The 25,579-nt window shown below is 68.0% G+C and carries 20 protein-coding genes; 16 read left to right on the forward strand and 4 right to left on the reverse strand.

The window, feature by feature from the left end:
- Window positions 1-177 precede the first annotated feature (177 nt).
- The 8 genes from A37U_RS0106800 to A37U_RS0106835 all read left to right on the forward strand — a co-directional run bounded on the left by A37U_RS0106800 (window position 178) and on the right by A37U_RS0106835 (window position 11,227).
- Window positions 178-918 (forward strand): SDR family NAD(P)-dependent oxidoreductase, encoded by a 741-nt coding sequence (locus A37U_RS0106800; protein ID WP_240437506.1) that lies wholly within the window; start codon window positions 178-180, stop codon window positions 916-918.
- Window positions 915-2,528 (forward strand): (2,3-dihydroxybenzoyl)adenylate synthase, encoded by a 1,614-nt coding sequence (locus tag A37U_RS0106805; protein WP_020495869.1) that lies wholly within the window; start codon window positions 915-917, stop codon window positions 2,526-2,528. The genes A37U_RS0106800 and A37U_RS0106805 overlap by 4 nt, the downstream gene beginning before the upstream one ends.
- The gene (locus A37U_RS0106810; protein WP_020495870.1) at window positions 2,529-3,176 is read left to right on the forward strand and encodes an isochorismatase family protein; all 648 of its coding nucleotides are present in this window, start codon (window positions 2,529-2,531) and stop codon (window positions 3,174-3,176) included.
- A 6-nt stretch (window positions 3,177-3,182) separates the two neighbouring features.
- Complete coding sequence (locus A37U_RS0106815) at window positions 3,183-3,401, forward strand: phosphopantetheine-binding protein (protein ID WP_020495871.1); 219 nt, start codon at window positions 3,183-3,185, stop codon at window positions 3,399-3,401.
- 4 nt (window positions 3,402-3,405) lie between these two features.
- Entirely contained in the window at window positions 3,406-7,149 is a 3,744-nt protein-coding gene (locus A37U_RS42640) for a non-ribosomal peptide synthetase (RefSeq protein WP_020495872.1), read from the forward strand.
- 69 nt (window positions 7,150-7,218) lie between these two features.
- Window positions 7,219-9,174 carry an outer membrane protein assembly factor BamB family protein gene (locus tag A37U_RS0106825; protein WP_083933266.1) on the forward strand — a complete coding sequence of 652 codons (1,956 nt, stop codon included), beginning with the start codon at window positions 7,219-7,221 and terminating at the stop codon, window positions 9,172-9,174.
- Entirely contained in the window at window positions 9,171-10,154 is a 984-nt protein-coding gene (locus A37U_RS42645) for an ABC transporter substrate-binding protein (protein WP_020495874.1), read from the forward strand. Before A37U_RS0106825 ends, A37U_RS42645 begins: the two co-directional genes overlap by 4 nt.
- Window positions 10,151-11,227 (forward strand): isochorismate synthase, encoded by a 1,077-nt coding sequence (locus tag A37U_RS0106835; RefSeq protein ID WP_020495875.1) that lies wholly within the window; start codon window positions 10,151-10,153, stop codon window positions 11,225-11,227. The genes A37U_RS42645 and A37U_RS0106835 overlap by 4 nt, the downstream gene beginning before the upstream one ends.
- Before the next feature lie 127 nt (window positions 11,228-11,354).
- Here the strand turns inward: A37U_RS0106835 and A37U_RS49385 are convergent, their stop codons facing one another.
- Complete coding sequence (locus A37U_RS49385) at window positions 11,355-11,951, reverse strand: MerR family transcriptional regulator (protein ID WP_083933337.1); 597 nt, start codon at window positions 11,949-11,951, stop codon at window positions 11,355-11,357.
- A gap of 58 nt (window positions 11,952-12,009) precedes the next feature.
- Between A37U_RS49385 and A37U_RS0106845 the strand changes: the two genes are divergently transcribed.
- From A37U_RS0106845 to A37U_RS0106860, 4 genes are all read left to right on the forward strand, one after another.
- Entirely contained in the window at window positions 12,010-13,764 is a 1,755-nt protein-coding gene (locus A37U_RS0106845) for an ABC transporter ATP-binding protein (protein WP_020495877.1), read from the forward strand.
- On the forward strand, window positions 13,761-15,494 hold the full coding sequence (locus tag A37U_RS0106850) for an ABC transporter ATP-binding protein (RefSeq protein WP_026196940.1): 1,734 nt from the start codon (window positions 13,761-13,763) through the stop codon (window positions 15,492-15,494). Before A37U_RS0106845 ends, A37U_RS0106850 begins: the two co-directional genes overlap by 4 nt.
- 215 nt (window positions 15,495-15,709) lie before the next feature.
- Entirely contained in the window at window positions 15,710-16,477 is a 768-nt protein-coding gene (locus tag A37U_RS0106855; RefSeq protein ID WP_026196941.1) for an NAD(P)-binding domain-containing protein, read from the forward strand.
- A 46-nt stretch (window positions 16,478-16,523) separates the two neighbouring features.
- Window positions 16,524-16,859: a cupin domain-containing protein gene (locus tag A37U_RS0106860; protein WP_020495880.1), complete on the forward strand. Its 336-nt coding sequence runs from the start codon at window positions 16,524-16,526 to the stop codon at window positions 16,857-16,859.
- Between the two features lie 38 nt (window positions 16,860-16,897).
- Here A37U_RS0106860 and A37U_RS0106865 read toward each other — a convergent pair whose 3' ends face one another.
- Genes A37U_RS0106865 through A37U_RS0106875 form a run of 3 tightly spaced genes read right to left on the reverse strand, consistent with a single transcriptional unit; the run spans window position 16,898 to window position 20,506 of the window.
- Window positions 16,898-19,087, reverse strand: a complete 2,190-nt coding sequence (locus tag A37U_RS0106865) for a xanthine dehydrogenase family protein molybdopterin-binding subunit (RefSeq protein WP_020495881.1) — start codon at window positions 19,085-19,087, stop codon at window positions 16,898-16,900.
- Complete coding sequence (locus A37U_RS0106870) at window positions 19,084-20,046, reverse strand: FAD binding domain-containing protein (RefSeq protein WP_026196942.1); 963 nt, start codon at window positions 20,044-20,046, stop codon at window positions 19,084-19,086. The genes A37U_RS0106865 and A37U_RS0106870 overlap by 4 nt, the downstream gene beginning before the upstream one ends.
- Window positions 20,033-20,506 (reverse strand): (2Fe-2S)-binding protein, encoded by a 474-nt coding sequence (locus A37U_RS0106875; protein WP_020495883.1) that lies wholly within the window; start codon window positions 20,504-20,506, stop codon window positions 20,033-20,035. The genes A37U_RS0106870 and A37U_RS0106875 overlap by 14 nt, the downstream gene beginning before the upstream one ends.
- Before the next feature lie 194 nt (window positions 20,507-20,700).
- Between A37U_RS0106875 and A37U_RS0106880 the strand changes: the two genes are divergently transcribed.
- The 4 genes from A37U_RS0106880 (at window position 20,701) to A37U_RS0106895 (ending at window position 25,567) form a co-directional block, all read left to right on the forward strand.
- Entirely contained in the window at window positions 20,701-21,285 is a 585-nt protein-coding gene (locus A37U_RS0106880) for a TetR/AcrR family transcriptional regulator (protein ID WP_020495884.1), read from the forward strand.
- A 170-nt stretch (window positions 21,286-21,455) separates the two neighbouring features.
- Window positions 21,456-22,904, forward strand: coding sequence for an aldehyde dehydrogenase family protein (locus A37U_RS0106885; RefSeq protein WP_020495885.1), 1,449 nt, complete (start codon window positions 21,456-21,458; stop codon window positions 22,902-22,904).
- Window positions 22,905-23,064: 160 nt separating this feature from the next.
- On the forward strand, window positions 23,065-24,519 hold the full coding sequence (locus tag A37U_RS0106890; RefSeq protein ID WP_020495886.1) for a 4-hydroxyphenylacetate 3-hydroxylase family protein: 1,455 nt from the start codon (window positions 23,065-23,067) through the stop codon (window positions 24,517-24,519).
- A 46-nt stretch (window positions 24,520-24,565) separates the two neighbouring features.
- Window positions 24,566-25,567 carry an amidohydrolase family protein gene (locus A37U_RS0106895; RefSeq protein WP_020495887.1) on the forward strand — a complete coding sequence of 334 codons (1,002 nt, stop codon included), beginning with the start codon at window positions 24,566-24,568 and terminating at the stop codon, window positions 25,565-25,567.
- Window positions 25,568-25,579 lie beyond the last annotated feature (12 nt).

A 25,579-nucleotide genomic window follows, 5' to 3' on the forward strand; every position in this document is an offset into this window, starting at 1 on the left:
CGCATCTGTCGGAAATGCCGCGGAATCATCATTCTCTCCCCGGAAGACGACCGGATGCGCTACTGAATGCGACCGGTCGAGCGGGCTGAGTAGTTCCTTGTGTGGCAAGGAAAACGGTCGCTGACGCAGCGCTTCGATGATGTTAAGGTAAGCCTTACCTTATTGGTTGGAGGATCTGTGACAGCCCTTGTGACCGGTGCCGCTCAGGGAATCGGTGCCGCGGTGGCGCGGGTACTGGCCGAGGACGGTTTCCTGGTCGCCGGTGTCGACCGGGATGCGCGCCGGTTGGCCACCGCGCTCGGTGAGGTGCCGGGCGCGGTGGCCTATCCCTTCGATCTCGCGGACACCGCGAATATTCCCGGACTCGTGCAGCGGGTGGAGGCCGAACGGGGGCCGGTCTCGGTACTGGTGAACGTGGCCGGTGTGCTGCACACCGGAGCGGCGACCGAGCTGGACGTCGCCGGATGGCAGGCGATGTTCGCGGTGAACACCACCGCGGTGTATGCGCTCAGCATCGCGGTGGCGCGCGGGATGCGCGAGCGGGGTGACGGCGTGATCACCACGGTGAGCTCGAACGCCGGCGGGGTGCCACGTGCGGGGATGGCGGGCTACGCCGCCTCGAAGGCCGCTGCCACGATGTTCACCAAATCGCTCGGGCTCGAACTGGCCGAGTACGGAATCCGGTGCAATATCGTCGCTCCCGGTTCCACGGACACCCCGATGCTGCGTGCGATGCCCGGGCACGATCCGGCGCGGTTGATCGCAGGTGACGGTGCCACGTTCAAACCGGGCATCCCGCTCGGCAAGCTGGCCGCCGCGCGGGATGTCGCCGAGGCCGTGCGGTTTCTGGTCTCCCCGGGAGCGGGGCACATCACCATGCAGGAGCTGTACGTCGATGGGGGTGCCTCGCTGCGATGAGCGATTTCCCAGGCTGGCCCCAGGAATTCGCGCACCGGTACCGGGAGGCCGGATACTGGCGGGGCGTCACTTTCGCGCAGATGCTCGAGGACAGTGCCCGGCGCCACCCGGACAACACCGCCGTGGTGGACCGGAACAGGCGGTGCAGCTACGCCGAACTGCGCGATGCGGCGCGTGCGGTCGCGGACGGGTTCCGCGCGCACGGGATCGGGCGCGGGGACCGGGTCGTCGTCCAGCTGCCGAACATCGTGGAGTTCTTCGAGACGGTGTTCGCACTCTTCCACCTCGGGGCGCTGCCGGTGTTCGCGCTGCCCGCACACCGGCGCGCGGAGATCCAGTACTTCTGCGAGTTCACTCGGGCCGCCGGCTATGTGATCGCCGCGGAACACGAGCGGTTCGACTACGTCGCCCTCGCGGAATCGCTCGACCCGCGTCCGCAGGTGTTCGTGGTCGGCGATCCCGGCCCGTTCACCGCGTTCGAGCGGCTGCGCACGGCACCGGTGAGCGAACCGGACCCCCCGTATGCCGGCGATGTCGCCTTCCTGCAGCTTTCCGGGGGAAGCACCGGGGTGCCCAAACTGATCCCGCGCACTCATGACGACTACCTCTACAGTGTGCGGGCCAGCGTGCCACGGTGCGGGATCGATGCCGACTCGGTGATGCTGATCGCCCTGCCTGCCGCGCACAATTTCCCGCTCAGCTCTCCGGGATCACTCGGTGCCCTCTGTGCGGGGGCGACCGTGGTGCTCGCGGAGAATCCCGCGCCGGAAACGGTTTTCGCGCTGATCGAAGCCGAGCGCGTCACGATCACCGCCGCCGTTCCGCCGCTGGCCCAGGTGTGGCTGCAGGCGCTGCCGAACAGCACGCGCGATCTGTCCTCGCTGCGCGTGCTCCAGGTCGGCGGTGCGAAGTTCAGCGAGGTACTCGCCAGGCGGATCCGCCCCGAACTCGGCGCCACGCTGCAACAGGTGTTCGGGATGGCCGAGGGGTTGGTGAACTACACAAGTCTCACCGATCCGGAAGAGACCATCGTGACCACGCAAGGAAAACCGATATCTCCGGACGACGAGATCCGCATCGTGGACGCCGATGACCGCCCGGTCGGTGCTGGGGAGAGCGGGCACCTGCTCACCAGGGGCCCGTACACCATCCGGGGCTATTACCGCGCCGATGCGCACAATGCGACGGCGTTCACCGCGGACGGCTTCTACCGGACCGGGGACCTGGTGCGCCGTGCGCCGGACGGTTCGCTTGTCGTCGTCGGGCGCAGCAAGGAGCAGATCAACCGCGGCGGCGAGAAGATCGCCCCCGACGAGGTGGAGTCGCACCTGCTCGCGCATCCGGCCGTGCTGGACGCGGCGGTGATCGGGATACCGGACGAACATCTCGGCGAGCGCAGTATGGCGTTCGTGCTGCCCCGCGCCGGAGCCGAATGGCCGCGCCCGCTCGAGCTGCGCGGTCACCTGCGTGATCGTGCGCTTGCCGGGTACAAGCTCCCGGACCGGATCGAGGTCGTCGAACGATTCCCGCACACCGGGGTCGGCAAGATCAGCAAGGCCGAGCTCCGCAGGCTGATCGCCATCGAATTCGAGAACACGAAGGGGAACTGAATGTCGCTGCCCAGGATCGCGAGCTACGAACCGCCGAGCGAACTACCGGAGGCGAGAGTGCCGTGGCGGATCGAACCGGATCGCTGCGCGCTGCTGGTGCACGATATGCAGCGCTACTTCCTCGGCGCCTATGAGCAGGGTGCCGAACCGCTGCGCACCGTGGTGCCGAACATCGCGCGCTTGTGCGCACGGGCCCGGGAACGGGGAATCCCGGTGTACTATTCGGCCCAGCCGGGTGATCAGGAGCCGGAGGATCGCGGCATACAGACCGATTTCTGGGGAACCGGGATGCGTGGGATTCCCGAGCACCGCGACATCATCGAGGAGCTGACGCCCCGGGCGGGCGACCGGATACTCACCAAGTGGCGTTACAGCGCCTTCCAGCGCACCGCCCTGCGCGAATGGCTCACCATGGAGGGGCGCGATCAGCTGATCGTCACCGGTGTGTACGCGCATCTCGGCTGCATGATGACCGCCTGCGAAGCCTATATGTCCGATGTGCAGCCGTTTCTGGTTGCCGATGCGGTGGCCGACTTCTCCGCGGAGGAACACCGGATGGCGGTCGGTTATGTGGCCCGGCGCTGCGGGGTCGCGGTGCGCACCGGGGCCGCGCTGGATGCCTTCGCGCTGTGCCTGAGCGGGCGGTGATCACGGATGGCGTTGTCCGCGGAACAGCTGCGCGCACAGGTGCTCGACACGCTCGGTCTCGGAACCGAAGAGGTCGGGGACACCGATGATCTGCTCGAGCTCGGCCTGGACTCGATCCGGTTGATGAGCCTGGTCGAACGCTGGCGGGCCGATGGCGCCGATATCGGGTTCGTGGAACTGACGGAGGATCCCACGATCGCCGCATGGCAGCGGAAACTGGTCTAGGACGATGAGCGAAGTTCGGTTGCCGCTGACCGAGGCGCAGTCCGGGATCTGGTTCAGTGCCGCGCTCGACGAGGGCAACCCGGTCTTCAACTGCGCGCAGTACCTCGCACTGACCGGGCCGCTGCGTGAATCGGTTTTCGAGCGGGCGCTGCGGGCCACGATCGCCGAGGCCGAGGCGCTGCACGCGCGGTTCGGGGTGACCGAAGGCAGGCCGTGGCAGCGACTGGAGCAGGCCCCGGAATGGGCGCTGGACCGGATCCGGGTCACCGACACCGCGGCCGCGCTCGCCTGGATGCGGGCGGACCTCGCCGCACCGGTCGACGTACTGGAACCACCGCTTTTCCGGTTCGCCCTTGTGCGCACTGATTCCGGTGAAACCCTGTGGTACCAACGGATTCATCACCTGCTCGTGGACGGCTACGGGTTCGCGCTCGTGCAGCGGCGGGTGGCCGAGCGCTACGCAGCCCTGCTTGCCGGAACGGAGCCGAAGCCCCATCCGTTCCGATCACTGCACGCGGTACTCGAGGACGAGGCACGGTACCGGTCGAGCCCCCGCTACACCGAGGACGCACGATTCTGGCGGCAGGCCATCGGCGATGCACTCCCGATCACCGGGCTGACCGAGACCAGCGCTCGCACTGCCCGCCGGTTCGAGCGGCACAGCGCCACGGTCGGCTCCGGGCGACGGCTCACCGAACTCGGTCCCGAGCGGGGCGCGCTGCTTGTCGCGTGTACCGCGCTCTACACATCCGCGCTGACCGGGACGCGCGAGGTGGTACTCGGGCTGCCGATGATGAACCGGCTCGGCCGGTCCACCCGGCTGGTGCCGACCACCGCGGTGAACGTGCTTCCGCTGCGGGTGCGGGTCGAGCCGGGGGCGACGATGCGTGCGCTCGCCGAGCGGGTCGCCGCGGCCATGGCCGAGGTCAGCGCACACCAGTGGTATCGGGGAGAGCAATTACGCCGGGATCTCGGCATGCTCACCGGGCGATTGTTCGGCCCGCAGGTCAACCTGAAACCGTTCGAGAAGTCGATGCCCTTCGGTGACTGCACCGCGCACGTGCACTATCTCGCGGCGGGACCGGTCGACGATCTGGAGATCATCTTCACCAGCGGGGGAACCGAGCTCGGCATCGATATCGATGTGAACCCGCAGCTCTACCCACCGGAGGTGGCGCGCGCCCACCTGGACCGGCTCACCGCACTGATCGAGACGGTCGCCGCGGACCCGGACCGCCCGGTGGCGCGGTATCCGGTACTGCGCGCCCGCGAACGCACCGCCGCACTGGCGGCCTCCTGTGGGCCGGACCGCGTACCGAGCGAGCACACCTTGCTCGATCTGCTCGATGCGGCGGCGAAGCGTTTCCCCGACCACATCGCGGTGCGGGCTTCCGGGCACGAGTGCACCTACCGTGAGCTGCACGAACGCGCCGGACGGCTGGCCGAGGCGCTCGCCGCGCGGGGCGCGGGCCCGGGAACCGTGGTGGCGATCGGGATCCCGCGCGGGATCGAATTGCTCGCCGGTCTGCTGGGCATCCTCAAAGCCGGGGCCGCGTATCTGCCGGTCGAGGAGGACCTACCCCGCGAACGCGTGGAGCTGATGCTCGCCGACGCCGCCCCGGTGCAGGTGCTGTATTCCGCCGAGGCCGGGGATCTCGCGGTGCGACCACGCAGGCCCCGGCCGGAGGATCCGGCCTATCTGCTCTACACCTCCGGATCGACCGGGAAGCCCAAGGGTGTCGTGGTCAGCCATCGCGCGATCGTGCACCGGCTGCGCTGGATGCAGGAGCGGTTCGCGCTGCGGCCACGGGAGCGGGTGTTGCAGAAGACCCCCGCCGGTTTCGACGTCTCGGTGTGGGAGTTCTTCTGGCCGCTGTGTCAGGGAGCGAGTGTGGTTTTCGCCGAGCCCGGTGGGCACCGCGATCCCGGTTACCTGGCCCGGCTGATCGCGCGAGAACACATCGGCACCGTGCACTTCGTCCCCTCGATGCTGCGGGTGTTCCTCGACGCCGGACCGGACTGCGCCCCCGAGCGGGTGATCTGTTCGGGTGAAGCGCTTTCCGGTTCGCTGGCCGCGGACTGCCTCAAGGTGCTCGGGACCGCCCCGCACAATCTATACGGTCCGACCGAGGCCGCGGTGGATGTCACCGCATGGCACGAGGAACCGGGCACCGCCCGCTCGGTGCCCATCGGAGTGCCGATGCCGGGCAATCGCTGCTATGTGCTCGACACCGGGCTGCGGTTGTGCCCGGACGGGGTCCCCGGTGAGCTCTATCTGGCCGGGGCGCAGCTCGCGCGTGGCTACCACGACCGCGCCACGCTGACCGCACAACGGTTCCACGCCGACCCCTTCGGCGTTCCGGGTTCCCGGATGTACCGTACCGGGGACCTCGCGCTGCGCCGCACCGATGGGGCGATCGAGTACCTCGGCCGCGGCGACGATCAGGTCAAGATCCGGGGGATGCGGGTGGAACCGGGCGAGACCGAGGCCGCGCTGACCGCGTTGCCCGGAGTCGCGACCGCGGCCGTGCTGGCCCGTGCCGACCGGTTGTGTGGCTACGCGGTGCCGATGCCCGGTATCGAGCTCGATGGTGAGCGGCTGCGCACCGCACTCCACGCCACCCTGCCGGCGCGCCAGCTGCCGGACATGATCACGGTACTGCCCCGCTTCCCGGTGACTCACAATGGAAAGCTGGACCGCGCGGCCCTACCGGACCCTGTGGCACCGGTGGCCGGGAGGGCGGTGGCCACCGATCCGGCGCAGGAACTGATCGCCGCCGCGTTCGCCGAGGTGCTCGAACTCGAGCGGGTCGGAACCGAAGACGGCTTCTTCGAACTCGGCGGGCATTCGCTGCATGCCGCACGGGTGGTCGCACGATTACGGGAACTGTTCAACGCGGACCTCGGCATCGGGGACCTGTTCGCCGCGCCCACGGTCGCCGGGCTGGCCGAACGCCTGGCGGGGGACACGCGCAACGATCCGCTCGGCACTCTTTTTCCCTTGCGGGCCAAGGGGAATCGTCCACCACTGTATTGCGTGCACCCGGCGGGCGGGCTCGGCTGGTGTTATGCGGGACTGCTGCGCAGCCTGCCCGCCGAACAACCGGTGTACGCGTTGCAGTCGCGCGGACTCGACGGCCGGACACCACCAGCGGAAAGCATCGAGGAAATGGCGGCCGCGTACGTGGACGCGATCGCCACACCGGAGCACGGCCGGTATCTGCTTGCCGGATGGTCGGTCGGCGGGGTGATCGCGCACGCCATGGCCTGCGAGCTCACCGAACGGGGTGCCGAGGTGGGCCTGCTCGCCATGCTCGATGCCTACCCGAGCGAGCAATGGCAGGACCTGCCCGAACCCGATGAGTCGGATGCCGCTCGTGCGCTGTTGTTCATGGCGGGCACGGACGCAGAGCCGGGAATCGACCGGGACACCGCGGTGGAACTGTTGCGCACGGAGGGCAGCGCCCTGGCCACCCTTCCGGAAGCCACGCGCGCCGCGATGCTGGGCATCGTGGTCAACAACGCGCGGCGGATGCGCGAGCATCGGCATCGCCGGTTCGCCGGGGACCTGTTGTTCTTCGAGGCGGGCGCCCCGCGCGCCGAACAATGGCTGGACAGCAGCGGGTGGCTGCCGCATATCGGCGGAGAGTTGCGGCGGCACCGGTTCGACTGCACGCATCCGGAGCTGATCCGGGCGGAGAACCTGGACCGGATCGGCTCGGCGATCGCCGAATTCTTGGACACGTGATCGACACCGCTTTACTTATTAATTAGGTAAGGCTAGCCTAATTTCAGTCTCACGAAAGGTACTCGACACATGCGAGAAAACCGAACCACAGCACGGAGAATCGGCAGACTGGGGGTGTCCGCACTGGCCGTGTTGCTGCTCGCCACGCCGCTGAGCGCGAACGCCGGGCAAAACGGCTCCACGGGACAGCAGGCCGCGGGCACACCGGTACCGGTCGGCGGAGTGCGGGTGTTCCAGAACGTGGTGGACCCGGCCACGAACACGGTCTACGTCGCGGCGAGCGGTAACCAGTCCATCTACACCTATGACGGGGCGACCGGAAAACAGAAGGAACAGTTCGACGTACGCGGCCATAAACCGGCCGGACTCGCGTTGAACGCCAAGACCGGGACGCTGTACTTCACCTCGATCGGTGAAGCGGCCGTGTACGCCCTCGATGCCAAGACCGGCAAGCAGAAAGCGCGGATCGCCACGCCTTCGGAAGCCAACCGCGAGGTCCGGGTGGACTCCGAACACAACCGGTTCTATGTCAGCGAGCCGAAATCCGGCACGATCGCCGAGTACGACGGGGCGAAGAACACCCTGCTGCGGTCGCTGAACCCGGAGGCGGAAACCCCGGCCGGGCTGGCGATCGACAGCGAACACGGGACCGTGTACACGGCGAACGTCGGGAGCGGGGACGTCTCCGCGATCGACCTGGCCAGTGGGAAGGTCAGCAAGAAGCTCGCCACTGGAGCGGGTTCGGATCCGACCAATCTCGACTACGATCCGAAGACCGGGAACCTGTTCGTCACTCTGCAGGGCTTCGGTTCGGTGGAGACGATCGACACCGCGGGCTGGAAGCCGCTCGGCGCCCCGGTTCGCACCGGGAAGAGCGCGCTCGGTGTCACGGTGGACAGCGAGGCAGGCCACGCCTATGTCACGAATTTCAAGGGAAACTCGGTGTCCGTTGTGGACACCAGCACGGGAACCAAACGTTCCACCGTGCGCGGAATCGGCCAGGCCCCGCTCGGAATCGCGGCGAACACCAATACACATGAGGTGTGGGTGAGCGCGGGCGGCAACATCGGTGGCTCGGACACCCTGACCAAGCTCTCCCCGAACGGCGACGGACTCGAGGCGGGAACCCCGGCCAAGGTCGGCGATGTCGGCGTATACCAGGACGCGGTGGATCCGGACACGAACACCGTGTACGTGGCCAGCTCGGGCAACTCCAGCGTGTACGCCTATGACGGTGCCACCGGGAAACAGAAGTCTCAGTTCGTGCTCCCGAAACGGCCGATGGGCCTGGCGCTCGATCCCGCGAGCCACACCCTGTACACCTCGGCCGCGCTGGACGAGGCCGTGCAGGTGGTCGACGCGGATACCGGCAAGGTCAAGGCGACTCTGCCCGCGCCGGACGGAGCCCGCGAGATCCGCGTGGACGCCGAACGCGGCAGGTTCTACGTCTCCGAGCCGTACAACGACACCGGCACGGTCGCCGAATACGACACGCACACCAACAAACTCGTGCGCAGGCTGGTGACCGGGGGCAAGACCACCGCGGGAATCGCACTCGACGGGGACAAGCTGTACACGACCAGCTGGAACGACGGCACCGTCGCGGTGCTCGATCTGTCCACCGGCAAGGTGCTGAACAAGATCAGCACCGGGGACGGCTCCAACCCGACCAATGTGGCCATCGACCCGAAAACCAAGCGGGCCTTCGTGACGCTGCAGGGCTTCGGCACGGTCGAGACGATCGACACCGCGACCGGGAAGCCGGTCGGAGCACCGGCGCGCACCGGGAGCAAGCCGCTCGGGCTCGGGGTCGACGAGGACGCGGGCAAGGTCTACGTCACCAACTACGGCGGATCGAACCTCGCCGTGCTCGACGCGACAAGCGGCAAGAAGACCGGGAACGTCGCCAAGATCGGCAAGAACCCCATTTCCGCTGCGGTGAACACCAATACGCATGAGGTGTGGGTCAGCGCGGGCGGCTACGAGGGCGGCGCCAACACGGTGACGAAGGTGTCCGCGCCGTGAGCCATCGCACCGTCATCGCGGCCGTATTCACCTGCCTCGTCGTGCTGCTGACGGCAGGGTGTGGCACGAGCCCGGACACTCCCTCCGGTCCGGGACACCAGCTCACCGATGCCACAGGGAAGCGGGTGACGGTGCCGAGTCGACCGTCGAGGGTGGTCACGCTCAGCGAATCCACCCTCGACGGGGCCCTCGCCCTCGGAGTGCGCCCGGTCGCGACTTCCGGTGGTCGAGGACAGCCGGGCGTCCCCGCGTACCTCGCCGAGCGCGCCAAGGGAATCCCACTGGTGGGAGCGTTGGCCAGCCCATCACTGGAGAAGATCACCGAGGCCCGTCCGGACCTGATCCTCACCGATGGCACCGCCTTGAAGGACACCGCGGTACTGGACAAGCTGCGCGCCATCGCGCCACTGGCCTACGTGCGCGAGGCGGGAGCGGACTGGCGCCAGGCGTTCACCATGGAAGCCGAGGCACTGAACAAGGCCGGCCGGGCGCGCACGGTGCTCGCCGACTTCGACCGCGGGCTCGCCGCGACCAAGGGCGGACTCGGGAACAACGGCGGTTCCAGCGTCACCATCGTGCGCTGGACCGGCAAGGGGCCACAGCTGATCCTGCGCGAACAGCCGGCCGGGCGCATCGTCAGCGAGCTCGGGCTGCGCAGGCCGCCCGCGCAGGACAAGGACGGACCGGGGCACAGTGTTCCGGTCAGCCTGGAGAACCTGGACCAGCTCGACGCCGACTGGATCTTCTTCGGCGCCCTCGGAGGTGGTGGTCGGCAGGGAGCGAACGCGAAGAAGACCACCGGGGATGTCGGCGCCAGCCAGAAAGCGCTGCGCCAGGCGAGTGCGGTGCCGGGATTCGACCGGCTGCACGCGGTCGCCGCACATCACGTTGTCCCGGTCGACGGCTCGGCGTGGACCAGTGCGGGCGGTGTGCTGGCTTGCACCAGGATCCTCGAGGACATCGGCGGTGCGCTCAAGTGAACGCCGACATCCTGTTCGCGGGGCCGAATCACTCGATCACCGCGCGCGGGGGTGAACCGGTGAGCGCACCCGATATCGGTGCGCTTGCCGAGGTCCTCGCCGGAGCCCCGTTCGCGATCGGTGCCGTGGCGTACTCCGGACCGGCCACGCTCATCCACCCCGAATCGGTGCGCCACGGCGCGCGGCCGGCGGACACGGGCACCACTTACCACGCGGGCTCGCCGCTGTGGACCCACTCGCTGCCCGATGCGGCGGCGCACCGCAAGGCGGTCGCCGATATCGTCGCCCGGGTCCGCGCGGGTGAACTGCACAAGGCGGTGCTGGCCAGAGCATTGGAGCTGGAGTTCGGCACAGACCTCGACACGGCGGGAATCGTGGCGAACCTGTTGCGCAACAACGCATACGGTTATGTGTTCGCGGTTCCGGTCCGAGCGGGAGGACAGTTTCTCGGTGCCAGCCCGGAGCTGCTGCTCGAACGCCGCGGCGCCCGGGCACGTTCGCATCCGCTCGCGGGTTCCGCACCGCGTGATCCCGATCCGGTGCGCGACAGGGAGAACGCCGAACTGCTCCGGAAATCGGCGAAGGACTCCGCCGAACACGCCTTCGTCGTGGAAGCTATCGCCGAAATCCTGTCGCCGTACTGCGCGCGCCTGGACGTGCCCGCGCGGCCCGAGCTGTTCGCCACCCCCGACATGTGGCATCTCGGCACCGAAATCACCGGGACACTGCGTGATCGGGAAGCGAGTTCATTGCACCTGGCCGCCGCGCTGCACCCGACGCCCGCCGTCTGCGGCAGCCCGCGCGAACAGGCGCGCACCGTACTGGCCGAGACCGAACCGTTCGACCGCGGACACTACGCCGGGATCGTCGGCTGGTGCGCGGAGAACGGCGACGGAGAATGGGCGATCGGTATCCGCAGCGCGGAGGTGACCGGTTCACGGATCCGGCTCCACGCGGGCGGCGGTATCGTAGCCGACTCCGATCCGGAGGCCGAGCTCGCCGAGACGAACGCGAAATTCCGCACTATGCTGCGCGCGATCTGCCCCGACTGGCGGGAGGAACAACCCACCTGACGCTATCGCGGGCCCGATACCGCGGCGACCGTCGGTTCGACGGCGCCGCACCGTTTGTCATCAGCCTGCGCATGACCGGGGTTTCTCCTGGCTCCACGGATTCGACGACTCATTCTGAAATAACCTTTCATGGCCGTGGAACCGGCTCCGTTCTGGTCCGGTAAGCGCGTTGTTGGCAGGAGCGGGAGCAGTACTTGCGGGGCCGTCCTCGGCCCGTCTGGGTCAGCGGTCCCCGGCAGTCCCCGCACCGGTTTTCATCACAACATGCTGAGCTTTCGTCACGGTGGCCGATGCCCGCGGCCGTGCACAGGTCGGTATGCGGGAAGCGTCCGCGTGGCGTGTGCGCGGTCAGCTCGCGGTCGAGATAGCGACATTCCGTGATGTCGTCGTCTTCGCACGAGAGCAAGTGGCACAGATACTTGCGAGCGGCTTGCATCCGGTCGATCCCTCGCTCCACCTCGCGGACTTGTTCCCGCACGGTTCGGCGCCACGTCGCGAGATCAGCATCGCCACTGGCGACGATCGCCGTTTTGTCGAGCGGCATCATCCCGGTGACATGGCAGACGTAGACGAGGCCGAGCCGGCGCAGGTCGCGTTCCCGGTAACGCCGGACACCACCGTGCCGGGGCGGCTGACCGAGCACCCCTTGGCGTTCCCACCAGCGCACGGTGGACGGGGCGAGGTCGTAGAGGGCGGCGGCAGCACCGATGCGGACCGTTGACATGAAGCCCACTTTAGCAGTCACTATTTAGGTTAACCTAACCTAATCGAGAAGGGTTTCGATGACTGAAGCGGTGCGCCCCGCGTTGATCCCGCTCAGCGCGGCGGCACGGATGCTGCGTCCGGTCCATACTCACTTGCTCACCTGCGCGGTTTTCTCGGCTCTCGGCGCGGCAGCGGGATTGCTTCCCTATGTGGCGATCGCCGAACTCGCCCGGGCCGTGCTGACGGCCTCCGACCCCGCGACCGCGTGGACGTGGGTCGGCATCGGCGTGGGTGGCGGGCTGCTCCGGCTCGTATCCGAGTCGCTGTCCTCGCACGTGGGCCACCACGCGGACGCCAAGATGCTCTATCACCTGCGAGTACGGATCGCCGAGAGGCTCGGTGCGGTGCCGCTCGGCTGGTTCCGCTTGTCCGGCTCCGGTCAAGTGAGCAAGGCGATGACCGACGACCTGGAGGCGATGCACAACCTTTTCGCGCACTCCCTCGGTGAAATCCTGGGCGCGGGTACGGCGATGACGGCGGGGTTCTGCTACCTCGCGATCGTCGACTGGCGTATGGCGTTGTGCGTGGTCGCGGTTCCGCTCGTCGCGATCGGCTGCTACCGGATCGCGATGCGCTCCATGCCCGGGCACACCGCCCGATTGGTCGCCACGGAGAACCGGATCAGTACCTCGGCGGTCGAGTACATCGATGGGATCACCGTCGCGAAGACCTACGGCGGCACCGAAGGATGGTTGCTCGACCGTTTCACCCACGCGTTGCACGAGAGGGCGGAAGCCTTCCGCGTGTGGATCGGCGAGTGCCGCTACAGCAGCGCGCTGAATCGGGCGCTCGGTTCGGAGATGACCGTGCTTGCCGTGGTAGGGACGATCGGCTCGATCTTCGTGGCCGACGGTTCGCTCTCGGCACTCGCGCTGTTGCCGTTCTTGACCGTCGGTATCGGTCTTCCCACCTCGCTGCGTCCGATGATCAATGGCACGATCGCGCTGCGCCAAGCACGTCTGGCCGCGGGGCGAATCGAGGAACTGCTCGAGCGCGAACCCTTGCCGGAGCCGAAAGATCCGGGTGTCCCGGCTCACCACGGCATCGAGTTCGATCGGGTCTCGTTCTCTTACACCGGTGAGGACAACGTGCTGGACGAGATCAGTGCCACCTGTGCGCCGGGGACCGTCACCGCCATCGTCGGTCCCTCGGGCGCGGGAAAATCGACGCTGGCGAGCCTGTTGCCGCGGTTCTACGACGTCACCGGTGGGCGGATCAAGATCGGTGACACCGACATCCGCGCGCTCTCGACCCGGTCGCTGCTCTCATCGATGTCCCTGGTGTTTCAGGATGTCGTACTGTTGCGCGATTCGGTCGCCGAGAACATCCGCATCGGCTGCCCCGGCGCCGGCGAGGAAGCGGTTCGTGAGGCCGCGAAAGCAGCGCAGGTGCACGACGTCATCGAGCGGCTGCCCCATGGTTACGACACCGTGCTCGGCCTCGAGGGAGGCGACCTTTCCGGCGGTGAGCGGCAGCGACTGACGATAGCCCGCGCGATCCTCTCCAACGCGCCCATCGTGGTGCTGGACGAAGCTACCGCGGCACTCGATCCGGACAACGAAGCAGCCGTGCAGGACGCGATGTCCGAACTGATAGCGGGTAAGACGGTGGTCGTCATCGCGCACCGTCTGCAGACGATCACCTCGGCCGGTCAGATCCTGGTGCTCGACAACGGTCAGCTCGTCGAGCGGGGAACACACAGCGGACTTCTGCGGCACGGCGGGCTCTACGCCCGGATGTGGCGCGCCCAGCAGAGTGGAGAAACAGCATGATCCGCAGGCTCTTCCAATTGTGGCCCCAGCCGCGCTTGTTGCTACGTTTCGCCTTATTGGAGGCGGTACTCGCGGTGCTGCAGGGGCTGTTGCTTGGTTCACTCGTTCCGATCCTCGGGGCCTTGCTCCGTGCCGAACCGGATTTCGCCGCGGCGCGGCCCTGGCTCATCGGTGCCGCGGTGGGCATCGTGGCGCACCTCGCCTTGAGTGTCGTCGCCACACCTGCCGGTTTCGCCGCGAGCAACGAGCTCGGCATCCATCTGCGGCGTGCCTTGATGCACCACGTGACCACGCTGCCGCTCGGCTGGTTCGATTCCCAGCGAAGGGCGGAGTTCGTGCGCGCCATGAGTGGCGCTGCGGGGCTCGCCACGATCTGTGTGGTCGTCGGTGGCCCGGTGCTCAACTGCGTACTCGTGCCCACGACGATCATCGGGGTCACCTTCGCCTTCGACTGGCGGCTCGCTCTGGTGCTGCTCGCCATCGCGCCGGTCGCGCTTGTGCTGCTCGGTTTGGCCAAGCGCACGAACATGGCGGTCGTCGACGACATGGAGACGGCGACCGAGGACATCGTCAACCGCACGATCGAGTTCGGCCAGGCCCAGCCGGTGCTGCGGGCCGCAGGAGAGGCCTGCACCGGGACCGCGAACATGCGGCACGCTCTGCTCGAGCATCGCCGCCGCTACGCGCGCGGTCTCAACCGCCTGCTCGTACCGGACATGTCGTACACCGCCGCGGTCGTCGCCGGCAGCGCGGTGGTGCTCGTGCTCGGGGCATGGTTCTCGCTCTCCGGAAAGTTGGAGATCGCCGAGACCATCGCCGTTCTCGTGCTCGCCGTCCGGTACCTGGAACGGCTCGGCGCACTCTCCGGGCTCGTCGGTGGGCTCGGGGCACTCGACGTGGCGATCGGCAGGATCGAGGACATCATGCACCAACACCCCCTGCCGAGGAGCACCGAACCCGTCCGCTCGGTAGCACATTCCGGGATCGAGTTCCAGGACGTGCACTTCGCCTATTCCCGCACCCCGGTGCTTTCCGGGGTATCGTTCCACTGCCCGCAGGGCTCCACGACCGCACTGGTCGGCCCATCCGGTTCAGGCAAGACCACCATCACCCGGCTGGTCGCCCGATTTTTCGATGTCGGTTCAGGACAGATTCGTATCGGAGACATCGACATCCGAGACTACGACCCGAGCGTCCTGCTCGAGCACATCGCCATCGTGTTCCAGGACGTCTACTTGTTCGACACGACCATCGAGGAAAACGTGCGGATCGCCAAACCGGATGCCACCCGGCCGGAACTCGAGGCCGCCGCACGGGCCGCCCGACTGGATGAGGTGATCGCGCGGCAACCGAACGGCTGGGCCACCGAAGTAGGCGAGTCGGGGACACAGCTCTCGGGCGGGGAACGCCAACGCGTCTCGATCGCACGCGCCTTCCTCAAACAGGCACAGATCGTCCTCATCGACGAGGCCGCGTCCGCCCTCGATCCGGAGAACGAAAAGGCGATCAGCGAAGCCATCACCGGACTCGCCGCGGACCCGCAACGTACCGTCCTGGTCATCGCGCACGCCCCGGCCACGCTCGCCGCCGCGGACCGAGTGATCACCCTGGGGCACGGGACGATCCAGGAAACCGGGACGCCCGGCGAACTGCGCCACGCCGGCGGTGCCTACGCACAAATCTACGATCAATACGAACACGCGCGCCGGTGGCGCATCGCGGCACCATGACCTTGCGCGGTGCCCCGACCAGGGTGAATTCCCGCTCGACGAGGGTCAGCTCGGCTCCCGGACACCCCCACCACCGACCAGTGCCCTTCCCCGCACATGAGACGGGCACCCCGGGCGCACCGGAACCGGTCGTGCGTGCTTCCACTCTGCCGGTGGGCCGAGCACCTGCCTTTCCCTCCGCCGTGCTGTCGGTGGTTCAGGGCATGATGACGGGCATGGCAAAGACGTATGGCTTCATCGGCACCGGCGAGATCACCGCCGCGATCGTGCGCGGACTGAATCGCGCCGACCCGCCACCGGTGTTCCTGTCCCCACGCAACCACCGGATCGGACGGGAACTGGCCGAGGAGTTCGGCACGGTACGGGTGTGCGCGAGCAATCAGGAGGTGCTCGACAACGCGGAGGTGATCGTGCTAGCGGTACGTCCGCCGATCACCCGGGAGGTCCTCGCGGAGCTGACGTTCCGTCCCGGCCATGTGGTGATCAGCGCGATCGCCGGGATCCCGCTGGACGATCTGCGCGCGTGGGTCGCACCCGCCGGCCGAACGGTGCGCTCGATCCCGCTGCCCCAGGCAGCCGAGGGGGAGAGTCTGACCGCGCTGTATCCGTACGAGAGCGCTGCCGCGGAATTGTACGGCCGCGTCGGCGGGATCGTGGTTCCGGAAACCGAGGAGGCGCTGACCGCGATCAGCGCCGCCTCGGCCACGTTTGCCGCGCACCTGGACTATCTGAGCACCATCGCCGACTGGCTGACCGGGCACGGCCTTTCCGATGAGGCGGCACATAGCTATCTCGCGCACGTGTTCGGGCAGCTCGGCCGATCCCTGCTGCGCCATGAGGACGCGCTGCGCACCATGACCGAGAAACACACGACACCGGGAGGTACCAACGAACAACTGAAGGCCGAACTACGCGAGAACGGTGTACCGGATACCGTGCGCGCCGCGCTCGATTCGGTGCTGGCCCGGCTCACCACGAGCTGACCGAGCGTCCCGGCCACGACGTGACCGCTCAGAAAGGAACGGGTGAATGAAAGCCGAGTACGAGTTCTTCCCCGCCGGAACGGGGGAGTGGCGGCCGACGGCGCAGCACGGGGTGACCGAACGCGTGCTCAGCCGAGACCCCGAGGACCCGGAGATACTGACCCGGCTGGCCAGCTGGGCGCCCGGCCTGGACACCTCGGCCGCCGGTGTGATCACGCACGACTACGTCGAGGAGGTCTACCTCGTCGAGGGCGAGCTCCACGACCTCACCCTCGCGAAGACCTTCCGCGCGGGCGAGTTCGCGATGCGCAGGCCGGGCATGCCGCACGGTCCATACCGCACGGACACCGGCTGCGTGATGCTGGAAACCCGGCACCGCTAGGAAACGGGCTGCTGCGCCCGGACCGCCGGTCTGTCCGCTCAGTCTTCCAGGAGGTCCTCGAGCATCATCGGGATGCGGCGCAGCCGGATACCGGTCGCGTTGTAGACGGCGTTGGCGATGGCGGCCGCCACTCCGACGATGCTGATCTCACCGAGCCCGCGCGCGCCGACGTTGCTGAGCAGTGTGTCCGGGTACTCGACGAGGTGAGTGTCGATCTCGGGGATGTCGGCGTTGACCGGCACCAGATAACCGGCGAGGTCGGCGTTGGCGAACCGCCCGTTGGCCTCGACGTCGAGTCCTTCGTGCAGCGCCGCGGACACGCCCCAGATCATGCCGCCGAGCAGCTGGCTGCGGGCCGCTGTCGGGTTGATGATGCGGCCCGCGTCGAACACGCCGAGCAGCCGGGAAACCCGGATCTCGCGGGTCAACCGGTGCACCCGGACCTCGCAGAACTGCGCGCCCCATGAGCCGAACGAGTGCTTGGTCCTTTCCTCGCCGGGTGCGGTGCTGCCGGTCGCGGTGAGCGAGATCCGTTCCATGGCGCGCAGCACCTCGCCGAAAGTCATCGACTCGCCGTCGGCGAAGACCCGGCCGTCGGCGAAGACCCGGCCGTCGGCGTATGCGGTCTCGCGGCCGTCGAACGGCCCGCCGGGCGAGGAGGCCAGCCGGAGCAGCTCGTCGATCACCGTGGACGCGGCGACCATCGTCGCCGAACCGGCGCTGGCCGTGGCCGTGGAACCGCCGGATGTGCCGCCGGGCGGCAGCGCCGAGTCGCCAAGCCGCGGGGTGACCTGCTCGGGCGAAATGTCCAGCGATTCGGCGCCGATCAGCGAGAGCACGGTCAGCAGGCCGGTTCCCGGGTCGGCGCCACTGGTCGCGACCACGGCGGTGTCGTCGGCCCGCAGCGTGATGCCGACGGTGGCCGGAAATCGGAGGCCGGGGAACATGGCGGTCGCCGTACCGAGCCCGACGAGCCAGTCGCCATCGACGCGGCCACCTGGAGTCCGCTCGGACCAGCCGAACCTGGCGGCGCCGATGTCGAAGCACTCGTCGAGGTGCTTGCTCGACCACTGCAGGTCCTCGCCGGGCGGTGCGGCCGAATTGTTCCGTTTGCGCAGCCCGATCGGGTCCATGTTCAGCGCGACCGCGAGTTCGTCGACGGCGCTCTCCAGTGCGAAGGAGCCGGGAGCCTCGCCGGGCGCACGCATGAACGTCGTCGGCGGAATGTTCAGCGGCACGGCTTTCTGGCTGATGGCCAGGTTTTCGGTGGCGTACCACTCGCGGGAGGTGCCGTGCGAGGTCGGTTCGATGAACGAGCGGCTCATCGGCGTGCTCGACCACGAGTCGTGGCGCACCGCGACAAGTGTTCCGTCGTTGCGTGCGCCGAGCGAGACCCGCTGGACGGTCGCCGGGCGGGTCGCGGTGGCGGTGAAGACCTGCTCTCTGGTCAGCGCCGCCTTCACCGGCCGGCCGATGTTCCTGGCCGCTGCCGCCGCGAGGAACGCCGGGGTCGAGGTCGCGCCCTTGCCGCCGAACGCGCCACCGACGTAGGGGTTCACCACGTGCACCGCCGAGTGCTCGATGTTCAGCGCCTGCGCCAGCTCGTCCGCGGGGCCGTGTGAACCCTGGTTTCCCGTGTAGACGGTCAGCCCGTCCGCGTTCCAGACCGCGACCGCGGAGTGCGGCTCCATGGCGGCGTGGTTCTGGCTCGCCGTCTCATAGGTCGCGTCCACGGTCACCTCGCTCGCGGCCAGGGCGTCCTCGATGGACTCCACCCCCTCGGCGAGCACCGACAACGACGGTGCACCCCGGGGGCCGGTCTTCGCATCCTCGGCCGTGGCGAGGCCCTCGGCGAACGAGGTCAGCGCGGGCCGCTCGGTGTAGGAGACCTCGATCAGCGCCGCCGCGTCCCGCGCGGCCTCGAAGGTCTCGGCCACCACGAAGCCGATCGGCTGCCCGTAGTAGGCGATTTCCTTGTCCTGCAACGGAACCCAGCCCTCGCCGAGCATCTGCGAGATCGGCGTACGCAGCTCGAGCGGTTCGAAGGGGGTGTACACACCGAGCACGCCGGGGGTGTGGCGTGCCGCGGTGACCTCCATGGCGGCGAGCTCGCCGTTGGCGATCGTGCTGAGCACGACGTAGCCGTAGGCCATGCCGGGGAAGTTGTGGTCCACCGCGTACTTGGCCTGGCCGGTGACCTTCGGCGCAGCGTCCAGCCTGGCGATCATCGAGAGCCCCCTTCGGTCAGTTCGAGCAGCGCGCGGACGATGGTGCGCTTGACCAGTGACACCTTGAAACCGTTCTGGGACAACGGTTCCGTGCCATGACCGGCGATCGCGGCTGCCGCTTCGAACGAGGCCCGGGCCACCGGTTCTCCGCGCAGCGCGGCCTCGACACCGGCCAGCCGCCACGGCGCCGTGGCGACCCCGCCGACCGCCACGCGCGCGTCGACGATGACCCCGCCGGCCACATCGAGTGCCACCGCGGCCGAGCACAGCGCGAACTCGTAGGACTGCCGGTCCCGTACCTTGACGTAGGTGGACCACGCGGCCCAGTCCAGGCGCGGCACGATCACCTCGGTGATCAGTTCCCCTTGCCGCAGCACGTTTTCGACCTCGGGCGTGTCCCCGGGCAGTCGGTAGAAGTCGGCGAGCCGGACCGTGCGCTCCCCCTCGGCGCCGCGCAACCGCAGCTGCGCGTCGAGCGCCACGAGCGGCACCGCCACATCGCTCGCGTGCGTGGCCACACAGTGCCGACTGGAGCCGAGGATCGCGTGCATCCGGTTGGCGCCGCCGATCGCGGAGCAACCGCTGCCCGGATCCCGTTTGTTGCATGGCATGGTGACGTCCCTGAAGTAGCCGCACCTGGTGCGTTGCAACAGGTTCCCGCCGATGCTCGCCATGTTGCGCAGCTGCTGGGAAGCGCTCAGCAGCAGGGCCCGCGAGATCATCGGGTACACGCCGGGATGCGCGGCGACCTCGCTCATCCGCTCGAGCGCGCCGATCCGGAGCCCGTCGCCGGTGTCGATGCCGTACAACGGCAACGCGTTGATATCGGTGATCCGCCGCGGGGTCAGGACGTCGAGCTTCATGAGGTCCACGAGCGTGGTGCCACCCGCCAGGAAGGTACCCCCGGTGTCCATGGCCGCCTCGAGGGTCGCCGGTGTGCTGAGCTCAAAGGGTCGCATCGGCCCGCCTCGCCGGATCGCTCGCCTGCTGGATCGCCTTGACGATGTTCGGATACGCCGAGCAGCGGCAGAGGTTGCCCGACATGAACTCGCGGACCTCCTCGGGGTCGTCGAGGCCCTGCCTGGTGGCTGCGACGGCCGACATGATCTGCCCGGAAGTGCAGAACCCGCACTGCAGCGCGTCCTGGTCGATGAAGGCCTGCTGCACCGGATGCAGTTCCTCGCCCGTGGACAGTCCTTCCACGGTCGTCACGGGTTCGGTGACGGTGGCGGCCAGCGTGAGGCAGGACAGCACGGGCCTGCCGCTCACGTGCACGGTGCACGCGCCGCACTGGCCACGATCGCAGCCCTTTTTCGGGCCGGTGATTCCGAGGCGTTCCCGTAGTGCGTCCAGCAGGGTGACGCCGGGTTCGATACTGAGCTGTTCGGTTTGGCCGTTGATATCGAGTGAGATGTCCAAAGGACCCGTTTCAGATCGTCCGCGCCGTTCGTGGCGGCCCGGAAGGTGGTGGCGATTCGTGTCGGGTACGTCACCGAAAGAAGCGGATTATCATCCGTTTCTCGGCCTGATCGAGATTAGCGGATGATAATCCGGTGGGCAACTGGCTAGGCTGCCCTGGAGTTGGTCCAGCTCGATCGGAGAGGAGGGCGAGCATGACGACGGGATCGGTGAGCCCTCGGCGTGCCGACGCCAGGCGCAACCACGAGCTGATCCTCGCCGTGGCGGCGGAGTCGCTGGTGCGCTCGGACGAGGTGTCGTTCAACGCCATCGCGAAGCGGGCACAGGTCGGGGTCGGCACGGTGTACCGCCACTTCCCGACCCCCGAGGCGCTCATCATCGCCGTGTACGAGCGCGAGGTGCGCCAGCTCGTGGACGTCGTGCCGGGACTGCTCGCCGCGCAGGCACCGGAGACGGCTTTCCGGATCTGGGTCACCGACCACCTCGCGCACTACATGATGACCAAGCGCGGGCTCGCCGAGGCGCTCATCAGGGCGACGAAATCGGGTGGGCAACTGCCGGGCAGTGCCCTCGAGAACATGCGCGGCGCCCTCGGGACGCTGTTGCGCGCCAACATCGAGGCAGGCAACGTGCGCGCCGATCTCGATACACAGACGGTCATGCGCGGACTTTCCGGAATGTTCCACCTCGATCCGGACGGCGACTGGCACAACGAGGCCGCGCAGCTCACGGATCTGGTGTGGCGCGGGATATGCACCGAGCAGGCGCGCCCCGGCTGACCGGTGCCCGCGTCCACCGGCAGCCCGCTCCCTTGTGGTGACGGGCTTTCCGACACCGTGTCGGTTCCGGGGCGCGGGATTTGCGTCGCCGAGCCGATGATTCGAGGTGCCGTCCCGGCCTAGTATCGCGGTACTTTTCGCGACCGCTACAGGATTGGCAGGGGACCTGGATGGCCCGATGGGATCTGGATGCGGCGGACGGATGCGTCTATTCCGGAGGCTGGCGGGCCGGAGGCGGGGGCACGCTGGCTGTCGTCTCGCCCGGGGACGGCGGGCGGTTGGGATTCGCCGGGATCGCCGACGAACACGATGTGCGGCGGGCCGGAGCGTCCGCCGTTGCGGCGCAGGCCGAGTGGGGCCGGACCTCGTTCCGCACCCGCGCGGATGTCCTCATGCGCGCGGCGGACGCGTTGCGCGACCTTCGTGCGGACGTGGAGAACGTACTCGTACGGGAGAGCGGATCGTTGCCCGCGAAGGCGGCGCACGAGGTCGACAAGGCCATCGACGAGCTCATCGCCGCCGCTGGGCTGGTCACCATGCCGCAGGGCGATCTCCTTCCCGTGGAGGATCCGGCGACGCTGGGCATGGCTCGGCGGATTCCGGTCGGTGTGCTCGGGGTGATCGCCCCGTGGAACGCGCCCCTGATGCTCGCGATGCGGTCGGTGGCACCGGCGCTCGCGCTCGGCAACGCCGTACTCGTCAAACCCGACGTGAAGACGGCGTTCTCCGGAGGCGCGGTGATCGCGCACATCTTCGAACGCGCCGGCCTGCCCGCGGGGGTGCTGCACGTGCTGCCCGGTGGGCCCGAAACCGGCGAGGCGGTGGTGCGGTCGCCGCACACGAACGCGATCTCGTTCACCGGTTCCTCCGCGGCGGGCAAGCGGGTCGGCGAGATCGCGGGCGGACTGCTCAAGCGGATGGTGCTCGAACTCGGCGGGAACAACGCGTTCATCGTCGCGGCGGACGCGGACCTCGATCAGGCGGTGGCCTGCGGGGCCGGTGGCACGTTCCGGCACCAGGGGCAAATCTGCATGGCCACCGGCCGCCATCTGGTCCACGAGAGCGTGGCCGAGGAGTACGTCGAACGGCTTCGCGCCGCGGCCGAGGGGATGCGCCTGGGGGATCCGCTCGAACCCGGCACGACGCTCGGCCCGCTGATCACGGTCGCGCAGGCCGAACGCGTGCACGGCATCGTCGAAGCGGCGATCGCGGACGGCGCCCGGCTCGTCCACGGTGCGGCCCACGATGGTGCGTTCTACCAGCCGACGGTGCTGGACGGGGTCACCGCCGAGAACATCGCCTTCCGGAGTGAGATCTTCGGCCCGGTCGCCCCGATCACCCGCTTCTCCACCGAGGCGGAAGCGCTCGCGCTGGCCAACGCGACCGAATACGGCCTTTCGGTGGCGATCCACAGCCGGGACACCGCTCGCGCGCTCGGGTTCGCCGCGCGATTGCGGGCGGGAATGGTCGCCATCAACGGCCAGACCATTTACGACGCGGCACACATCCCGATGGGCGGGCTCGGCGCGTCCGGCAACGGCGGCCGTCATGGCGGTCACTGGAATCTGGACGAGTTCACCTACTGGCAGTGGGTGACGGTTCCGGCGATCCAGGGCTGAGACTCGCGTTCTCCGGCGCTGTGCCGGACATTCCTACACCGTGTCGGAGGAGTCCGGCGGAGCTTCGCGCAGCGGATCGATTCCCCGGCGACCAGGTTTCGGTAGCTTCGGATCATCGCCCGGTGCGGGCCCGTCACGAAAGGCAAAGGAGTCGGAGTACATGGACATTTCCGGTGCTACCGGGGCGCTGACCGGCGAACGATACAGGCAGAGTCTCACCGACGGCCGCGAGGTCTGGCTCGATGGCAAGCGCATCGAGAACGTCGCCGAGCACCCGGCGCTGAAACCGACCGTCGAGGAATTCGCCCGGCTGCTCGATCTGCGATTCGCCACCCCGGAAGCGCGCTCGGCGACGCTGTTCAGTTCGGAAGAGACCGGCAACCAGGTCAGCTATGCTTTTTCCCTGCCGAAGACCAGCGAGGAACTGCGGGCCAAGTTCGCCGCGTCCGAATGGTGGATGCGGGAAAGTCTCGGCCAGCTCGGCCGTTCCCCGGATTTCATGTCGAATGTTGTCGCGGGCCTCGCCGATTACGCCGAGGAGCTCGAGCAGAATCGCGCGGGATTCGGGGACAACGCGCGGAATTACCGCCGCTTCGCGATGGAGAACGATCTCGTCCTGACCCATGCCCTCGGCGATCCGCAGATCGACCGCAGCGCCAGTCCGCTCGATGAGCCCGACCTCGCCCTGCGTGTCGTGGAAGAACGCGCGGACGGCGTGATCCTGCGTGGTGCCAAGCAACTCGCCACGCTCGCCCCGTTCTCGCACGAAGTGCTCGTCTACCTCAACGGTGTCACGGCCGCGCGCGGGGCGGAGGACTTCGTCATCTGGTTCGCCCTGCCGATGAACACGCCGGGCCTGAAGATCCTGCTGCGCGAACCACTCGGCGCACCGCAGAGCGGGCACTCGCATCCGCTCGGGAACCGATACGACGAGCAGGACGCGATGCTGTTCTTCGACGATGTTTTCCTGCCGCGCGAACGCATCTTCCTGCTCGGTGATTCGCCGCGCGCGCTCAAGGGACTGAGCCGGATCAACGTGTGGAGCCTGCAGAGCACGCACATCCGTTTCCTGGCCAGGATGAAGTTCTGCACCTCGGTCGCCAAGAAGCTGGCCCATTCCATCGGCGTGGACGGTTTCCGCGGCATCCAGGAACAGCTCGGCGAAATGATTTCCTATGTACAGACCCTGGAACTGGCCATCAAGGGCGCCGAAGCGGACGCGGTCCTGACCCCGGGCGGACACCTCGCCCCCGCGAACACCAACGGCGTGGGGTTCTGGTCCGCCGATCTGTCGGCACGGATGGTGCAGATCCTGCGCCAGGTCGCCGCGTCCGGGCTCATCATGCAGCCCACCGAGGCCGATCTCGCGAACCCGGAACTGCGGCCGTTCCTCGACCGCTATATGCGCGGTCACGCTATCGGGGCCGCCGAGAAGTCGCGGCTGTTCCGGCTCGGCTGGGAACTCGCCGGTTCGAGTTTCGGGATGCGCCAGGAACTCTACGAATACCTGCACCGAGGCGATCCGGGTGCGGGCCGCACGCGACTGCTGCGCTTCCACGACACCTCGGCGACCGACGCCCGCGTCGAGGAGCTCATCGGCAAGCCGCTGCGCTGAGACGTCTGAACGAACCGACATCCGAACGAGAGGTGAAGGAGCTCCCGTGATCATCGACGTCCACGGCCACATGTCCGCACCGGAGGCCTACTACGCCTGGAAGGCTTCGCTGCTCTCGCATCGCGGCGCGCACGGCGGCAAACCGCCGGCGATCACCGATGAGGCGCTCGCCGCCGCGTACCACCACCCGCATCCCAGCTTCGGCGATATTTCGCACCTGGCTCATCTCGACGGGGCCGGAATCGATCTGCAGCTGATCTCGCCCCGCCCGTTCCAGATGATGCACAGTGAGCGGCCGGCCAAGCTCGTGCAGTGGTTCACCGAGGAGACCAACAACCTCATTCATCGTGCGACCGAGCTGTTTCCCGGCCGATTCACGGGAGTGGCCGGACTTCCGCAGAGCCCGGATCTGACGCCCGGGGAGTGGACCGCCGAACTGCGCCGCGCGGTGACCGAACTCGGCTTCGCCGGCGCGATGCTCAACACCGATCCGCACGAAGGCACGCAGACGCCGCCCGCGCTCGGTGACCGATACTGGTATCCGGTGTACGAGGTCCTGTGTGAACTCGACGTTCCGGTGCTGCTGCACGCGGCCGGATGCAAGCCACCCGCACGGGAGCCCTACAGCCTGCACTTCATTCAGGAAGAGACCGTCGCGGTGTGGAGCCTGGTGAACTCCACCGTACTCGGGGACTTTCCGGACCTGAAGGTGATCGTCTCGCACGGCGGCGGCGCGATTCCCTACCAGGTGGGCCGTTTCCTGCCCTCGGTGGTGCGCACCGGGGTGTCCTATTTGGACAAACTACGCAGGCTGCACTTCGATTCCTGCCTGTACACCAAGGACAGCCTGGAACTGCTGATGAAGGTCGTCGGCACCGACCGGGTGCTGTTCGGTTCGGAGAAACCGGGGACCGGTTCGCAGATCGATCCGGAGACCGGCCGCTGGTTCGACGACATTCACCTGCTCATCGAGGACATCGACTGGCTCGGCGACGGGCGCCGCACCGATGTCCTGGAGAATAACGCCCGCGCGCTTTTCCGGCTGTGAGGGGAGAAGACC

Source organism: Sciscionella marina DSM 45152 (genome assembly GCF_000379465.1).
GTDB lineage: Bacteria > Actinomycetota > Actinomycetes > Mycobacteriales > Pseudonocardiaceae > Sciscionella > Sciscionella marina.

Excerpts from the sequence above, each read along its gene's own strand:
- A37U_RS0106885 (WP_020495885.1), top strand. The coding sequence starts at position 21,456 with ATGGCCCGATGGGATCTGGATGCGGCGGACGGATGCGTCTATTCCGGA.
- A37U_RS0106805 (WP_020495869.1), top strand. The coding sequence starts at position 915 with ATGAGCGATTTCCCAGGCTGGCCCCAGGAATTCGCGCACCGGTACCGG.
- A37U_RS0106810 (WP_020495870.1), top strand. The coding sequence starts at position 2,529 with ATGTCGCTGCCCAGGATCGCGAGCTACGAACCGCCGAGCGAACTACCG.
- A37U_RS0106890 (WP_020495886.1), top strand. The coding sequence starts at position 23,065 with ATGGACATTTCCGGTGCTACCGGGGCGCTGACCGGCGAACGATACAGG.
- A37U_RS0106860 (WP_020495880.1), top strand. The coding sequence starts at position 16,524 with ATGAAAGCCGAGTACGAGTTCTTCCCCGCCGGAACGGGGGAGTGGCGG.
- A37U_RS42640 (WP_020495872.1), top strand. The coding sequence starts at position 3,406 with ATGAGCGAAGTTCGGTTGCCGCTGACCGAGGCGCAGTCCGGGATCTGG.
- A37U_RS0106815 (WP_020495871.1), top strand. The coding sequence starts at position 3,183 with ATGGCGTTGTCCGCGGAACAGCTGCGCGCACAGGTGCTCGACACGCTC.
- A37U_RS0106855 (WP_026196941.1), top strand. The coding sequence starts at position 15,710 with ATGGCAAAGACGTATGGCTTCATCGGCACCGGCGAGATCACCGCCGCG.
- A37U_RS49385 (WP_083933337.1), bottom strand. The coding sequence starts at position 11,951 with ATGTCAACGGTCCGCATCGGTGCTGCCGCCGCCCTCTACGACCTCGCC.
- A37U_RS0106880 (WP_020495884.1), top strand. The coding sequence starts at position 20,701 with ATGACGACGGGATCGGTGAGCCCTCGGCGTGCCGACGCCAGGCGCAAC.
- A37U_RS0106845 (WP_020495877.1), top strand. The coding sequence starts at position 12,010 with ATGACTGAAGCGGTGCGCCCCGCGTTGATCCCGCTCAGCGCGGCGGCA.
- A37U_RS0106825 (WP_083933266.1), top strand. The coding sequence starts at position 7,219 with ATGCGAGAAAACCGAACCACAGCACGGAGAATCGGCAGACTGGGGGTG.
- A37U_RS0106870 (WP_026196942.1), bottom strand. The coding sequence starts at position 20,046 with ATGCGACCCTTTGAGCTCAGCACACCGGCGACCCTCGAGGCGGCCATG.
- A37U_RS0106850 (WP_026196940.1), top strand. The coding sequence starts at position 13,761 with ATGATCCGCAGGCTCTTCCAATTGTGGCCCCAGCCGCGCTTGTTGCTA.
- A37U_RS0106865 (WP_020495881.1), bottom strand. The coding sequence starts at position 19,087 with ATGATCGCCAGGCTGGACGCTGCGCCGAAGGTCACCGGCCAGGCCAAG.